Annotated in this window: 15 protein-coding genes; 11 read left to right on the forward strand and 4 right to left on the reverse strand. The window is 64.1% G+C overall.

Going from position 1 to position 14818, the window contains the following annotated elements; translation table 11 throughout:
• The first annotated feature begins 40 nt into the window (after positions 1-40).
• From LB558_RS23920 to LB558_RS23940, 5 genes are read left to right on the forward strand one after another with little or no spacing between them, the layout of a single operon-like run.
• Positions 41-1207 carry an ABC transporter substrate-binding protein gene (locus LB558_RS23920; RefSeq protein ID WP_224699806.1) on the forward strand — a complete coding sequence of 389 codons (1167 nt, stop codon included), beginning with the start codon at positions 41-43 and terminating at the stop codon, positions 1205-1207.
• Positions 1208-1211: 4 nt separating this feature from the next.
• Positions 1212-1916, forward strand: coding sequence for an ABC transporter ATP-binding protein (locus tag LB558_RS23925; protein ID WP_224699807.1), 705 nt, complete (start codon positions 1212-1214; stop codon positions 1914-1916).
• A 5-nt stretch (positions 1917-1921) separates the two neighbouring features.
• On the forward strand, positions 1922-2803 hold the full coding sequence (locus LB558_RS23930; RefSeq protein ID WP_224699808.1) for a branched-chain amino acid ABC transporter permease: 882 nt from the start codon (positions 1922-1924) through the stop codon (positions 2801-2803).
• Between the two features lie 3 nt (positions 2804-2806).
• A complete protein-coding gene (locus LB558_RS23935) occupies positions 2807-3436 on the forward strand; it encodes an FMN-binding negative transcriptional regulator (RefSeq protein WP_224699809.1) in 630 nt (209 codons plus the stop codon).
• A 29-nt stretch (positions 3437-3465) separates the two neighbouring features.
• Positions 3466-4512: an ornithine cyclodeaminase gene (locus LB558_RS23940; protein WP_224699810.1), complete on the forward strand. Its 1047-nt coding sequence runs from the start codon at positions 3466-3468 to the stop codon at positions 4510-4512.
• 17 nt (positions 4513-4529) lie between these two features.
• Here LB558_RS23940 and LB558_RS23945 read toward each other — a convergent pair whose 3' ends face one another.
• From LB558_RS23945 to LB558_RS23960, 4 genes are all read right to left on the reverse strand, one after another.
• The gene (locus LB558_RS23945) at positions 4530-5633 is read right to left on the reverse strand and encodes an alcohol dehydrogenase family protein (protein ID WP_224699811.1); all 1104 of its coding nucleotides are present in this window, start codon (positions 5631-5633) and stop codon (positions 4530-4532) included.
• A gap of 8 nt (positions 5634-5641) precedes the next feature.
• A complete protein-coding gene (locus tag LB558_RS23950; protein ID WP_224699812.1) occupies positions 5642-7021 on the reverse strand; it encodes an aspartate aminotransferase family protein in 1380 nt (459 codons plus the stop codon).
• A 32-nt stretch (positions 7022-7053) separates the two neighbouring features.
• Positions 7054-8547 (reverse strand): NAD-dependent succinate-semialdehyde dehydrogenase, encoded by a 1494-nt coding sequence (locus tag LB558_RS23955; protein ID WP_224699813.1) that lies wholly within the window; start codon positions 8545-8547, stop codon positions 7054-7056.
• Between the two features lie 130 nt (positions 8548-8677).
• The gene (locus tag LB558_RS23960) at positions 8678-9169 is read right to left on the reverse strand and encodes an Lrp/AsnC family transcriptional regulator (protein ID WP_224699814.1); all 492 of its coding nucleotides are present in this window, start codon (positions 9167-9169) and stop codon (positions 8678-8680) included.
• Between the two features lie 83 nt (positions 9170-9252).
• Between LB558_RS23960 and LB558_RS23965 the strand changes: the two genes are divergently transcribed.
• From LB558_RS23965 to eutA, 6 genes are all read left to right on the forward strand, one after another.
• Positions 9253-10638: a PLP-dependent aminotransferase family protein gene (locus tag LB558_RS23965; RefSeq protein ID WP_224699815.1), complete on the forward strand. Its 1386-nt coding sequence runs from the start codon at positions 9253-9255 to the stop codon at positions 10636-10638.
• Between the two features lie 125 nt (positions 10639-10763).
• The gene (gene ehuA, locus LB558_RS23970) at positions 10764-11555 is read left to right on the forward strand and encodes an ectoine/hydroxyectoine ABC transporter ATP-binding protein EhuA (RefSeq protein ID WP_127254756.1); all 792 of its coding nucleotides are present in this window, start codon (positions 10764-10766) and stop codon (positions 11553-11555) included.
• Between the two features lie 87 nt (positions 11556-11642).
• On the forward strand, positions 11643-12494 hold the full coding sequence (ehuB, locus tag LB558_RS23975) for an ectoine/hydroxyectoine ABC transporter substrate-binding protein EhuB (protein WP_127254757.1): 852 nt from the start codon (positions 11643-11645) through the stop codon (positions 12492-12494).
• 184 nt (positions 12495-12678) lie between these two features.
• Entirely contained in the window at positions 12679-13338 is a 660-nt protein-coding gene (ehuC, locus tag LB558_RS23980) for an ectoine/hydroxyectoine ABC transporter permease subunit EhuC (RefSeq protein ID WP_127254758.1), read from the forward strand.
• A gap of 34 nt (positions 13339-13372) precedes the next feature.
• The gene (gene ehuD, locus LB558_RS23985; protein ID WP_127254759.1) at positions 13373-14032 is read left to right on the forward strand and encodes an ectoine/hydroxyectoine ABC transporter permease subunit EhuD; all 660 of its coding nucleotides are present in this window, start codon (positions 13373-13375) and stop codon (positions 14030-14032) included.
• 3 nt (positions 14033-14035) lie between these two features.
• Positions 14036-14812, forward strand: a complete 777-nt coding sequence (gene eutA / locus LB558_RS23990) for an ectoine utilization protein EutA (RefSeq protein WP_224699816.1) — start codon at positions 14036-14038, stop codon at positions 14810-14812.
• Positions 14813-14818: the final 6 nt, after the last annotated feature.

The raw sequence follows: 14818 nt of genomic DNA on the forward strand, positions 1-14818 counted from the left end.
ATGACAGCCAACCATAAGAAAATCCAGAAGGAGAACCGACATGCCAAGCCTCTATCGCCTCCATCGCGCCGCTCTGTGCGCGGCCGTGTTCGGCCTCGCCGCCATTTCGACGGCCCGCGCCGAGGAGATCATCATCGGTGCCGCGACCGCGCAGACCGGCGGCCTTGCTCCCTACGACCAGCCGGCACTCGCCGGCCTGCGCATGTCGCTCGACGAGCTCAACGCCAAGGGCGGGCTCGGCGGCAAATACACCGTCAAGCTGCTGATCAAGGACACCCGCTCCGACACCGCGCAGACCGCCACCGTCGCCCAGGAGCTGATCGATGCCGGCGCCAAGATCATGATCACGCCGTGCGATGCCGATCCCTCGATTTCCGCCGGCCAGCTGACCCAGCCGCTCGGCATTCCGACCCTGACGCTGTGCGGCTCGGCTCCGGTGCTCACCGGCGCGGTCGGCGACGTCATGTTCGGCACCTATCCGGCCGACAATGTGCAAGCGACGGCGGTCGCTGACTTCGCCGTCTCCGAAGGCAAGAAGAAGGTGTTCCTGCTGACTTCGCCGGATTCCACCTACACCGCCAATCTGCCGGAATATTTCGGCAAGGTGTTCGAGAAGAAGGGCGGCGCCATTGTCGGTCGCGGCACCTTCAGCATGGGCCAGCCCGATTTTTCCGCCGAGATCACCAACATCAAGGGCCTGGCCGATAAGCCGGACCTGATCATGACGGCCGCCTATGAGCCGGATTTCCCGGCCTTCATCCAGCAATTGCGCGGCGCCGGCGTCATCATCCCGGTCTATGGCGCCGATGCTATCGGCACGCCGACCATCAAGGCGCTCGGCAAACTGGTCGACGGCGTCGTCTACACCGCGGCCGGCTATGCCGAGCCGGGCAGCAAGCTCGAGGCCTTCAACGCCGCCTTCACCAAATATGCCGGCCACGCACCGGAATCGACCTATGAGGTCAATGGCTACGAGATCGGCCTGATCCTCGACCAGGCGGTCAAGACGGCCGGTTCCGACGATCCGAAGGCGATCCGCGACGCCATCGCCGGCCTCAAGGATTTCGAAGGCATCACCGGCAAGATCACCTATGCCGGCACCGACCGCATGCCGCTGCGGCCAGTGGCGCTGATGCGCTATGAGGGCGGCGAGGGCAAGCATGTCGAGACCCTGATCCCTGAAGCCGCCGACGTTCCCGCACCGTGATGTCATGCTGAGCGTTGAAGCCCTGAAAATCCGGTACGGCGAAGTCGAGGCGGTGCGACGCGTCGACCTCACCGTCGACAGCGGCGAGATCATCGCGCTGGTCGGCGCCAACGGTGCCGGCAAGAGCTCGACGCTCGGTGCCGTCGCCGGGCTGGTGCCGGCGGCGTCCGGCAAGGTGATCTTCGACGGTGCCGACATCACCGGTCTGGCGCCGGAGGCGATCGCCCGCAATGGCGTCGCGCTGGTGCCGGAAGGCCGCCGTATCTTCGCCAGCCTGACGGTGGCCGACAATCTGCGTCTCGGCGGCGCGGTGCATCAGCCGGCGGCCGAGGCGCGGCTGCGCGAGGAGGAGATGCTGGAGCTGTTCCCGATCCTGCGCCGCTACCACCGCGTCAAGGGCGGCAATCTGTCGGGCGGCGAACAGCAGATGCTGGCCATCGCCCGCGCGCTGATGGGCAAGCCGCGCATGATCCTGCTCGACGAGCCGTCGCTCGGCCTTGCCCCGCAACTGATCGACACCGTCTTCGACCTGATCGCCGAACTGCGCCGCAAGGGCCTGACCATCCTTCTGGTCGAACAGAATGTGGCGCTGGCGCTCGAGATAGCCGACCGCGCCGTCGTGCTCGCCAATGGCGAGGTGGTGCTGTCGGGCACGGCAAAAGAACTCGCCTCCTCGGACCTCGTCCGCCAGGCCTATCTGGGAGCTTGAGAAGCATGATCGCGCAGCAGATCATCAATGCGGTGAGCCTCGGCGGCGTCTATGCGCTGCTGGCGCTCGGGCTGGCGATCGTCTTTTCCATCGTCGGCCTCATCAACTTCGCCCATGGCGAGCTGATGACGCTGTCGGGCTATGCGCTCCTGGCCTCGCTGGTGCTTGGCTTTCCCTTCCCGGTGGCGGTGCTTGTCGCCGTGTCCTGCGGCGCGCTCGCCGCTGTCGCCATGGAGCGCATCGCGTTTAGGCCGATGCGTGGGGCCAGCGTCACCAGCCTGCTGTTGACCAGCTTTGCTGTCTCCAGCCTGCTGAAGGTCGTCTTCCAGAACGGCATCTCGGCGCGGCCGCAGGCTGTCGCCATGCCCCGCTGGATGACCGGCGCCTTCTCTTTCGGCGATTTCACCATCGGCGTTGGTCCCAGCATCTCCATCGTCTTCTCGGCACTGGCGCTGATTGCACTGGAAGTCTTCCTGCGCCGCTCAGTGACAGGCACGGCGATGCGCGCCGCGGCGGAAGATTTCGACGTCGTGCGCCTGATGGGCATTCCGGCCAGCCGCATCATCGCCACCGCCTTCCTGCTCTCCGGCCTGCTCGCCGGGCTGGCGGCCATGCTGTGGGTGGCGCAGCGCGCCTCGGTCGATCCGCTGATGGGCTTCACGCCGGTGCTGAAGGCGTTCATCGCCGCCGTCGTCGGCGGGCTCGGCAGCTTGCCCGGTGCTGTCGCCGGCGGCTTCCTGCTCGGCATCATCGAGGTGCTGTTGCAAGCGACATTGCCGGGAGCGATCGCGCCCTATCGCGACGCCATTGTGCTGTCGGGTGTCATCGCCGTGCTGCTGGTTCGCCCGCAAGGCCTGATCCCGGCGGTCCGCGCCCAACGAAGCTGATCTATGTACAGCAAGCCTGAATTTGCGCCGCTGTCGCGCGACGAGGTGTTCGGCCTGATCGAAGACGCGGCCTTCGCGACGGTGGTGACAGCGGGACCGCAGGGCCTTGTCGTCTCGCATCTGCCCTTCGTGCTCGATCGCATGCGCGGTGAAAACGGAACGCTGGTCTCGCATCTCGCCAAGGCTAATCCGCACAGCGCGCTGATTGCCGAGGGCAGGGAGACGGTGGCTATCTTCCATGGCCCGCATGGCTACATCTCGCCGTCCTGGTATCCACGCAACCCGGTGCGCGACAGCGCGCCGACCTGGAACTTTGCCGTCGTGCATTGCCATGGGCATCCGGTTCCGCTCGACGATCACGCCACCGCAAAACATCTCTTGCAGCTTGTCGACATGCTGGAAAAGGATCGCGACGATCGCTGGCGCATGCGCGAGCTGGGGCCAGGCGGCATGGAACGGCGCATACCTGGTATCATAGGGTTTGACCTGCCGATCGGGCGGCTCGAAGCCAAGTTCAAGATGGGGCAGGATGAGCGCCTCTGCGACACAGGCGGAGCCATCAGGGTGCTGGAGCAAGCTGATCCGGCGCTGGCAACGATGATGAAGGCGCACAACGCGCATTGCCAGGACTGATCGCCTGCATGCGGCAAGGACAAGAAAAAATGATTCCCAATCTCAACATCGTTCCCTTCGTCAGCGTCGATCATATGATGAAGCTGGTGCTGAAGATCGGCGTCGAGTGCTTCCTCGTCGAACTCGCCGGTTACATCGAGGATGATTTCCGCCGCTGGGACCTGTTCGACAAGACACCGCGCGTCGCCTCGCACAGCGCCGAGGGTGTCATCGAACTGATGCCGACCAGCGACGGCGAGGTCTACGGCTTCAAATATGTCAACGGCCACCCCAAGAACATGCGCGAGGGCCGCCAGACGGTGACGGCTTTCGGCATGCTCGCCGATGTCCACAATGGCTACCCGGTGCTGTTGTCGGAGATGACCATCCTGACCGCGCTGCGCACGGCGGCGATGTCGGCTCTGGCTGCCAAACACCTTGCGCCGGCCGGCTCCAGCTGCATGGCGCTGATCGGCAACGGCGCCCAGGCCGAATTCCAGGCGGTGGCCTTCAAGGCGCTGCTCGGCGTCGACAGGCTGAGGCTTTACGACATCGACCGCTCGGCCACCGAAAAATGCATGCGCAATCTCGCCGGTCTCGGCTTTGACATGGTGGCCTGCGGCACCGCGCAGGAGGCGGTCGAAGGGGCTGACATCATCACCACCGTCACCGCCGACAAGCAGTACGCCACCATTCTCACCGACAACATGGTCGGCTCCGGCGTGCACATCAACGCGGTCGGCGGCGACTGTCCAGGGAAAACCGAACTGCACCGCGACATCCTGCTGCGTTCCGACATCTTCGTCGAATATCCGCCGCAGACCCGTATCGAGGGCGAGATCCAGCAGCTTGCACCGGATCATGAGGTGACCGAGCTGTGGCAAGTGATGTCAGGCGCCGTGCAAGGCCGGCGCGATCCCACCCAGATCACGCTGTTCGATTCGGTCGGCTTCGCCATCGAGGATTTTTCGGCGCTGCGCTATGTCAGGGATCAGCTGAAGTCGACCGGCCTCTACCAGGAACTCGACATGCTGGCCGACCCCGACGAGCCGCGCGACCTGTTCGGGATGCTGCTGCGGGCGGCTCAAAATGGTTGAGGCATAACCGGGTTATTTCAGCCAGCCGAACCCCACATGGCATCCGGCACCACCACCAGCTTGCCGACGAAATCCTTGGCGATGAAATCCGCTTGCGCATGGTGGAAATCGGAGAGCTTGTAGACGCCACCGACCAGCGGCCGGATTTTCTTCGCTTCGACGTATCCGACGATGCGGCGGAAATCGGCGCGTGTGCCCTGGCTCGAGCCATGCAGCTGCAACTGCTTCAGATACATGGTCCTGAGGTCGAGCTGCACGACCGGACCGGCGATCGCGCCGGCGGTGGTGTAGCGGCCCTCGGGCCTGAGAATACGCAACAGGTCATTGAAGATAGCGCCGCCGACGAGGTCGGCCACCACGTCGATCGGCTGACCGCCGGTCGCCTCGTTCACGGCTTGCGGCAGGTCGGCAACGCCACGGGTGATGACAGCCTCGGCGCCGATGTCGCGCACCGCCTGCTCCTTGCCCTTGCCGACGACAGCATAGGGAATGGCGCCGCGCGCTCGCGCCAATTGCACGATGCCCGAACCGACGCCGCCCGAGGCGCCGGTAACCAGCACGCGCTCGCCGGCCTTGAGCGCGGCGCGCTCCAGCATCTGCTCGCCGGTGAGATAGGCGCAGCAGAAGGTGGCGAGTTCGACGTCGGTCAGCTCGGTATCGACGACATGAGCATTCTCGGCCGGCACGGCCTGATATTCGGCGTAGCCGCCATCGCGACCATGGCCCATATAGTCGATGTCGGCGAGTGAATCGTCGTCGCGATTGTAGATCGAGAAATCGACCATCACCCGTTCGCCGATACGGTCCGGCGACACACCTTCGCCGACGGCGGCGACGGTGCCGACAGTGTCGGTGCCCTGGATGCGGGGGAAGCTCAGAGTATTGCCCTGGCGCCGCCATGTCGACACGGCAGCCGCATCCTCTTCCGTGCCATAGGCGCCCTGGCGCACCCAGACATCGGTGTTGTTCATCCCGCAGGCGCTGACCTTGACCAGCACTTCACCAGGAGCAGGCGCGGGCACTTTCACATCCTTGCGGTAGACGAGTTTTTCCGGTCCGCCGTGCCCTGTGAGCAGCACGGCGGCCATGGTGGCGGGGAGAGTTCTGGTCATGGCATTCATAGTCGATCTCAGAGATTGGCAAACACGCTCTTCACCGCATCGGCGGTCTTCGAAACGACGATGTCGGCTTCTTCGCGGGTCAGGCAGAGCGGCGGCGCGAAGCCCAGAATGTCGCCCTGCGGCATGGCGCGGCCGATGACACCGCTTGCGGCAAGCGCCGTCGCCACCTGCGGTCCGATCTTGAGCGAAGCGTTGAAGAACACCCGGTCGTCCTTGTCGGCAACGAATTCGACCGCCGCCAGCATGCCGTCGCCGCGCACGTCGCCGACATTCCTGTGGCCGCCGACTGCCTTGGCCAGCTCGGCGCGGAAATAGGCGCCGGTCTCGCGGGCATTTGTCACCAGGTCCATCTCGTCGATCAGTTCGAGATTGGCGACGCCGGCGGCGACGCAGATCGGATGCGCCGAATAGGTCCAGCCATGGCCGAGCGAACCGAGCTTGTCGGAACCGTCAACCAGCACCTGCCACATCTTGTCGGCGACGATGACGCCCGACAGCGGCGCATAGGCCGAGGTCAGGCCCTTGGCGATGGTGATCAGGTCCGGCTTGATGCCGTAATGGTCGGAGCCGAACATGGTTCCCAGCCGGCCGAAGCCCGTCACCACTTCGTCGGCGACCAGCAGCACATCATACTTCTTCAGCACCGCCTGGATCTTTTCCCAATAGAAGGCGGGCGGCGGCACGATGCCGCCGGTGCCGAGGATCGGCTCGCCGATGAAGGCGGCGACGGTTTCCGGACCCTCGGCCAGGATCATCTCCTCGAGCTTGTCGGCGCAATGCTGCGAAAACTGTTCCTCGCTCATCGAGCGGTCGGCGCGGCGGAAGTAATAGGGCGCTTCGGTATGCAGGATCGGCGCGCGCGGCAGGTCGAAGGCGTTGTGGAACAGGTCGAGCCCGGTCAGCGAACCGGTCATCACGCCCGAGCCGTGATAGCCGCGCCAGCGCGAAATGATCTTCTTCTTCTCCGGCCGGCCGAGCACATTGTTGTAGTACCATATCAGCTTGATGTTGGTTTCGTTGGCATCCGAACCGGAGAGGCCGAAATAGACCCGCGACATGCCTTGCGGCGCGCGGTCGATGATCATCTTGGCAAGCGTGATCGAGGCCTCGGTGCCGTGGCCGACATAGGCGTGGTAGTAGGCGAGGTTCTTCGCCTGGGTGGCGATGGCGTCAGCGATCTTCTGCCGGCCGTAGCCGACATTGACGCAATAGAGGCCGGCGAAGGCGTCGAGGCTCTTCCTGCCATTGTTGTCCCAGACAGTGACGCCTTCGCCGCCGGCCATGATGCGGGTCGGGCTCTCGCCGCGCGCATGCGTGCCCATATGGGTCGAGGGATGGAAGAAGTGGTCGCGATCCCAGGCGGCGAGTTCGTTGGACTGGTCGAGCATTCTTTTGACTCCTTGAAAGGTCCGGGTGGGGTCTAGGCCACATCCAGGCAGAGATACTTGATGTCAGTAAAGGCTTCGAGCCCGTGGCGCGAGCCTTCGCGCCCAATGCCGGATTGCTTGACGCCGCCGAACGGGATCGGGGCGCCGGTGATCTTGACGCGGTTGATGGCGACCATGCCGTAGTCGAGCGCGCGGCCCATGCGCTGCTGGCGGGCGCCGTTCTCGGTCACGACATAGGCGACGAGGCCATATTCGGTGGCGTTGGCGCGGGCAATCACTTCATCCTCGCTGTCGAAAGGCGTTACGGCGGCCACCGGACCAAACGTCTCCTCGCGCATGATCAGTGCTTCGTCGGTGACATCGGCCAGCAACGTCGGCTGGTAGAACAGGGGGCCAGCCTGATGTCGCTTGCCGCCGGTGAGGCAGCGCGCGCCATGGGTCAGCGCGTCTGCGACCTGCTCCTCCACCTTCTTGATGGCGCGCTCATGCATCAGCGGCCCGATGTCGATCTTCTCGGCCAGGCCATTGCCGGTCCGCAGCGTCTCGATGCGCTTGGCGAAGGCGGCGCAGAACCGATCGTAGATCGGACGCTGGACATAGATGCGGTTGGCGGCGAGGCAGTCCTGGCCCGACGTCGCGAACTTGGCGTCGATGGCAATGCCCACCGCTTTGTCCAGATCGGCATCGGCAAAGACGATCAGCGGCGCGTGGCCGCCTAGCTCCATCACCAGCCGCTTCATGGTCGGCGCACTTTGCGCGGCGATCAGCCTGCCGATCTCGGTCGAGCCGGTAAAACTCATGGCGCGGACGCGCGGATCTTCGCACATCCGGCCGACAATCGTCGAAGCCTTGCCGGTGACGATGTTGAAGACGCCGGCGGGCAGGCCGGCGCGTTCGCCGAGTTCGGCCAGCGCCAGCGCCGACAGCGGTGTTTCCGAGGACGGATGCGCAACGATGGTGCAGCCGGCGGCAAGGGCGGCGGCTGCCTTGCGGGTCAGCATCGCCGACGGAAAATTCCACGGCGTGACGACACCGACGACCCCGAGCGGCTCACGCCGCACCATCATCTCGGCGTTCGGCAGATGGCTGGTGACGCTCTCGGCGTTCAGGCGTTTTGCTTCCTCGGCATACCATTCGATGAAAGAGGCGGCGTAATCGATCTCGCCCAGCGATTCCTGCAATGGCTTGCCCTGTTCCAGCGTCATCAGCAGAGCGAGGTCTTGCTTCGCGGCAATGATCAGCTCGAACCATTTTCGCAGGATTTTCGAGCGCTCCTGCGGCAACAGCGCCCGCCACGCCGGGAAGGCACGCGCGGCGGCATCGATCGCCTTTGTCGTCTGCCCGCCATCGAGCGCGGCGACGAAAGCAACGGTGGTGCCAGTGGCCGGATCGGTGACCTCGAAGCTTTCGGCGGCCTCGCTCGCCGTCCAGTGACCATCGACATAGGCGAGTTCACGCAGCAGCCGGCGATCGGTCAGGCGGTCGAGCGCTTCGTGGCGATGCGAGCGGGCGAAATGCGCGGACATGGTCAAAGCCTCCCGGTTCGGACTGATGCGGGAAGACTATCCGTCCGATGCAGACAGAGAGGCTGTTTGGATGCCTTGAAATAGAGAGACTCTCTCTATTGTGGCGCCCCGACAGACGATCTCTCCGGCCTTAAGCCGAAACCGGCAGCAGGTCGGCAATCGGCAGCACGATCTCGTCCTTCACCGTCTTGGTGACGATGTAGGTGAAGTAACGATCGATGCCGATTTCGCGTTCAAGCAAGCCATCGACCAGCCGCTGATAGGCGTCGATGTCGCGCGCCATCACCTTCAGCACATAGTCGACGCCGCCGCCGACAGACCAGCAGGCGACGATCTCGGGAACATCGCGAATGACGCGCTCGAAGCGGTCGAAATCGGCCTGGCGGTGGTTGGCAAGCGTCACCTCCATCAGCACGGTGGCGACCGGTGCCACGACGCGCATGGCGATCCTGGCGTGGTAGCCAGAGACGATCCCGGCCTTCTCCAGCTTGCGCAGCCGCATCCAGCACGGCGTCGGGGACAGGCCGACCTGCTCGGCCAGCGCCAGCTTGGTGATGCGTCCGTCGCGCTGGATGGCGTCGAGGATTTTCAGGTCGATCGGGTCGAGTTTGGCTGATGTCATCGGCGTCCACTTTTTCGTCCACCGCACCATGAAGGCGCATTATTTCGATTGTCAATTGCACTGATTTCGATCTCTAATAAGTCATGACATTGTGGCAACCCGATCCCGCATTGATCCGGCGGCCGGCCTATCAGTCGCTGGCCGACCAGTTCGCGCGCGCCATCCATGACGGGCGCCTTGCCAATGGCGCACGACTGCCGACGCATCGGCGGCTGGCCGACGACCTCAAGCTGTCGGTGCAGACGGTCAGCCGCGCCTATGAGGAACTGATCCGGCGCGGCCTGATATCGGGTGAGATCGGCCGCGGCAGCTTCGTCCAGACGCAGCGCCGCGAGCCGGAGCCGCCCTATCTGCCGGAGCGGCTGGGCGAAGTCATCGATCTGTCGATCCTGAAGCCGGTCTGCGAGCCGATGCATCTGGAGCGGCTGAAGCAGGCACTGGGCTGGCTGGCTGAGAACCTGCCGTCGAGTTCAGCGCTGTCGTTCCGCCCCAACATGGTGTTCCCCCGCCACCGCGCGGTGGCGGTCGAATGGTTGAGACTGTGCGGGCTCGACACCTCCGCGCAGAACATCAGCCTGACCAACGGCGCCACCGCCGGCATGACGGTGGCGCTGATGAGCGTCGCGCCGCCGGGCTCGACGGTCGCCACGGAGGCGATCGGCCACCATACTCTGGTGCCGTTGGCACGCTATCTCGGCTTCAACCTGGAAGGCCTGCCGATCGACGACAACGGCTTGATTCCTGAAGCGCTGGACGAGGCCTGCCGGCGTTCCGACATCCGCGCGGTCTTCGTGCAGCCCTCGGTCATCAACCCGACGGCGACGCTGATGGATGCGCGGCGGCGCGAAGAGATCGCCGCGGTCGCGCGCAAGCACGATATCGCCATCATCGAGAACGATGTGCTCGGTCCGCTGGTGGAAGATCGGCCGCCGCCGGTTGCCGCGTTCGCGCCGGAGCGCACGCTCTACGTCACCTCCTTCACCAAGATCACCGTGCCCGGCCTGCGCATCGGCTATCTGGCCGCGCCCGACCGCTACGCCGCCGCCGTCGCCAACCGGCATCTGGTGTCGAACTGGATGGCGACACCGCTGGTGGCCGAGATCGCCACCAAATGGGTGACCGACGGCACGGCGATGGAGCTTGTCCATTGGCAGCGCGCGGCTTTGCGACGCCGGCAGGATATTGCAGCGCAAGTGCTGGCGGGGGTCGACTATCGCGCCCGGCGCGACGGGCTGCATGTCTGGCTGCAACTGCCAGCCGATCGCGCCGAGGAAAGTTTCGTCGCCCAGGCCCGGTTGCAGGGCGTGGCGATTGCTCCTGGCACATCCTTCCGTATTTCGGCTGCGCCGTGGCATCCGGCGGTACGTATCTCGCTGGGTTCGACCACCGAGGGGGAACTGCGCGCCGGCCTCGGCGTTGTCACCAAGCTTTTGCTTGGCGATCCGGAACATCTGCTGCTCGCTATCTAGGCCGGATTTGCTCGGAAATTGTGCGGTATCAGAATAATTGTCATGATATTATTTTCCCAATTGACATGATTTGGCGCGTTCCGCATCGTTAAGGGACACAGGCTTCTCCAGCACGGGGAATTTATTTGTCCGCATCAGCGCCCATCATCAAGATCGACGGCATCTCGAAGAGCTTCGGCAGCTTCAAGGTGCTGGACGGCCTGTCGATGCAGGTCATGCCCGGCGAGAAGCTGGCACTGATCGGCCCGTCGGGTTCGGGCAAGACGACGATCCTGCGCATCCTGATGACGCTTGAGCGCATCGATGGCGGGCATATCCAGATCGACGGCGAGCAGCTCTACCACATGGAACGAAACGGCCAGCTGCTGCCGGCCGATGAGCGGCATCTGACAAGGATGCGCCAGAAGATCGGCATGGTGTTCCAGCTGTTCAACCTGTTTCCGCACAAATGCGTCATGGACAATGTCACCCTGGCGCCGATGCTGACCAAGGGCACGCCGCGTGCCGCCGCCGAGAAGCGGGCGATGGAACTGCTCGAAATGGTCGGCATGGCCGACAAGGCAAAGAACATGCCGGCGCAGCTTTCCGGTGGCCAGAAGCAGCGCGTGGCGATCGCCCGGGCGCTGGCGCTGTCGCCAAAGATCATGCTGTTCGACGAGGTGACGTCGGCGCTCGATCCAGAACTGGTCGAGGAGGTGATGAACGTCATGCGCAAGCTCGCCGCCGAGACCGACATGACCATGCTGCTGGTCACCCACGAGATGGGCTTTGCCCATGATTTCGCCGACCGGGTGCTGTTCTTCGACCGCGGCAGGATCGTCGAGGAAGGCAAACCGGACGAGATTTTCCGCAATCCCAAGCAGGAGCGCACGCAAGGTTTCCTGAAGAAGATCATCGCGGCCGGACACCGCGTCTGACCGCAATGCCCAGGGCGACGAAGTCGTCCCGAGGTGGCGAGGGCCGCCCCGTAACAAAGCAAGACAAGAAACAAGGAGTTGGGAACAATGAAGAAACTTGGCATTTTGGCCGGCGTTGCCGGTCTTGCACTGACGGCGGTGCTGGCCGCCTCGATCCCCGGTTCGGCCGACGACAGCAAGCTCGAACAGCTCAAGGCGCAAGGCTTCGCTCGTCTCGCCATCGCCAACGAGCCGCCCTATACGGCGGTCGCCGCCGACGGCAAGGTTTCGGGTGCCGCGCCTGATGTGGCCCGCGAGATATTCAAGCGGCTCGGCGTCGCCGACGTCGCCGCTTCGATCTCCGAATATGGCGCCATGATCCCCGGCCTGCAGGCCGGTCGCTTCGATGTCGTCACCGCCGGCCTGTTCATGAAGCCGGAGCGTTGTGCCGCGGTTGCCTATTCGGAACCCGTGCTGTGCGACGCCGAGGCAATGCTGGTGAAGAAGGGCAATCCGAAGGGCTTCAAGAGCTATGAGGATGTCGCCAAGGATACGACCGCGACCATCGGCGCGCCGGGCGGCGGCACCGAGGAGAAGCTCGCGCTCAATGCCGGCGTGCCACGCGATCGCGTCATCGTCGTGCCGGATGGCCAGAGCGGCGTGAAGATGCTTCAGGACGGCCGCATCGATGCTTATTCGCTGCCCGTCCTGTCGATCAATGATCTGGTCAAGAAGGCCAACGATCCGAACCTCGAAGTCATCGCTCCGGTGCAGGGCGCACCGGTCTATTGCGACGGCGCCGCCTTCAAGAAGGGCGACGAGGCACTGCGCGACGCCTTCGACGTAGAACTGGCCAAGATGAAGAAATCAGGCGAGTTTGCCAAGATCATCGAGCCCTACGGCTTCTCGGCGGCGGCGGCGATGTCGACCAGCCGCGACAAGCTCTGCGCTGCGAAGTGATTTTTCCTTCTCCCCGTTCGACGGGGAGAAGGTATCACGAAGTGACGGATGAGGGGCCGCGCCATACCTTCGCAAGTTCGCGCCGCCCCTCATCTGCCTGCCGGCATCCTCTCCCGTAAAACGGGAGAAGATGCTGTCGCCGCTGCCCCGCACAACCGCAAATGAAGTGGAATAATAAACGCAGATGACCCAATGGTCCGGCTATTTCGGCCTGATATTGCAGGGAGCGCTTGTCACCATCGAGCTGACGCTGATGGGGTCGGTGCTTGCACTGCTCATGGCCTTTCTTGCCGGAATGGGGCGGCTGTCGCGTTTCTTCGTGCTGCGCGCGCTGGCCACCGCCTACATCGAATTCTTCCGCGGCACCTCGATCTTCGTGCAGTTGTTCTGGGCCTATTTCGTGCTGCCCTTCATCGGCATTTCGCTGACGCCGTTGCAGGCCGGCGTGCTGGCGCTCGGCCTCAATGTCGGCGCCTACGCCGCCGAAGTCGTGCGCGGTGCCATCCAGTCGATCGGCCGCGAACAGTATGAGGCCTGCACGGCGCTCAATCTCGGGCGATGGCAAGGCATGCGCCACATCATTCTGCCGCAGGCGCTGCTGGTGATGCTGCCGACTTTCGGCAACAACGCCATCGAATTGCTCAAGGCGACCGCCGTGGTGTCGCTGATCTCGCTCACCGACCTGACCTTCCAGGCGCAGGTGGTGCGCGCCCAGACCGGCAACACCCTGGTGCCGTTCACCACCATCCTGATCATCTATTTCATCCTCGCTTTGCTCATCTCGTGGGGCGTGCGTTCGCTGGAACGCCGCATGGCGCGCGGCCTCGATGGGGTGCGTGCCTGATGGCCAATGCCCTTCTGATAAATCGGACTTGCTGATGGAGTGGGATTGGAACTTCGTCTGGGAAATCATGCCGACGCTGATCCAGGGCGTGAAGATCACCATCCTGGCGACGCTGCTCGGCTCGGTGCTGGCGGCGATCGTCGGGTTGGGCATTGCGCTTGCGCGCCGCTCGCCCAACAAGGCGCTGTCGCGCACGGTCGGCTGGGCAGCTGAATTCATTCGCGGCACGCCGCTGCTGGTGCAGCTCTATTTCATCTTTTATGTCCTGCCCGACATCGGCATCCTGCTGCCCCCGCTGGTCGCCGGTGTCATCGGGCTCGGACTGCATTACGGCACCTACACGGCCGAGGTGTATCGTGCCGGCATCGACAATGTGCCGCGCGGCCAATGGGAGGCCGCCAAGGCGTGCAATTTGAGCGCCAGGCAGACCTGGACCCACATCATCATTCCGCAGGCCATCCCGCCGATGATTCCGGCGCTCGCCAATTATTTCATCGCCATGTTCAAGGAAACGCCGCTGCTGTCGGCAATCACCGTTCTGGAACTGATGAACCAGGCCAAAAGCGTCGCCAACACCTACTATCGCTATATCGAGCCGATCACCCTGGTCGGTGCCTTCTTCCTCGTCATCAGTCTGTTTTCGGTCGTGCTGCTGCGCTGGCTGGAACGCCGCTACGGCAAGATCGAGAGGTAGCCGATGAAACCCTTGCCCGAGATCAAGGTCTACCCGAAACGGCCGGCGCTGGATGACCGCCCGCTGGAGCGTCGCGTCGGCCTGATCGCCCTTGCCACCGACCATACCAGCGAACCGGATTTCCGCCGCATGGTGGCGAGGGAGCGGATCGGCGTCTATGTCGCGCGCATTCCCTACGCCAACCCGACGACACCGGATAATCTGCGCAAGATGCAGCCGGCGCTGACGGCAGGCGCGGCCCTGATCCTGCCCGACGAGCCGCTCGATGCGATCTGCTACTCCTGCACCTCGGCCTCGGTGGTGATCGGTGACGCCGAGATCGAGGCGGCGATCCAGGTCGCAAAGCCCGGCGTGCCAGTCGTTACGCCGCCGATGGCGGGCGTGCGCGGGCTTCGTGCGCTGGGCGCAAACAAGCTCAGCATCCTCACTCCCTACACGATCGAGACATCCAGGCCGATGGCCGCCTATTTCGCGGCGCGCGGCTTCGAGATCGTCAACTTTACCTGCCTCGGTTTCGAGGACGACCGCGAGATGGCGCGCATTGCACCGGCAACGCTTGTCGATCTGGCGCGGGAAGCGACCGACGCCAGCGCCGATGCGCTGTTCGTGTCCTGCACGGCGCTGCGTAGCGCCCTCGCGGTCACCGGCATGGAAAAGGCTATTGGACGTCCCGTGGTGACCAGCAACCAGGCGACCGCCTGGAATTGTCTGCGGCTTTGCGGAGATGACGCGCCGCATCCCGAATTCGGCCGTCTGATGACCCAGCCATTTGCCGCCTGATTGATG

Origin of the sequence: Mesorhizobium sp. CO1-1-8 (assembly GCF_020164875.1) — a bacterium.
GTDB lineage: Bacteria > Pseudomonadota > Alphaproteobacteria > Rhizobiales > Rhizobiaceae > Mesorhizobium.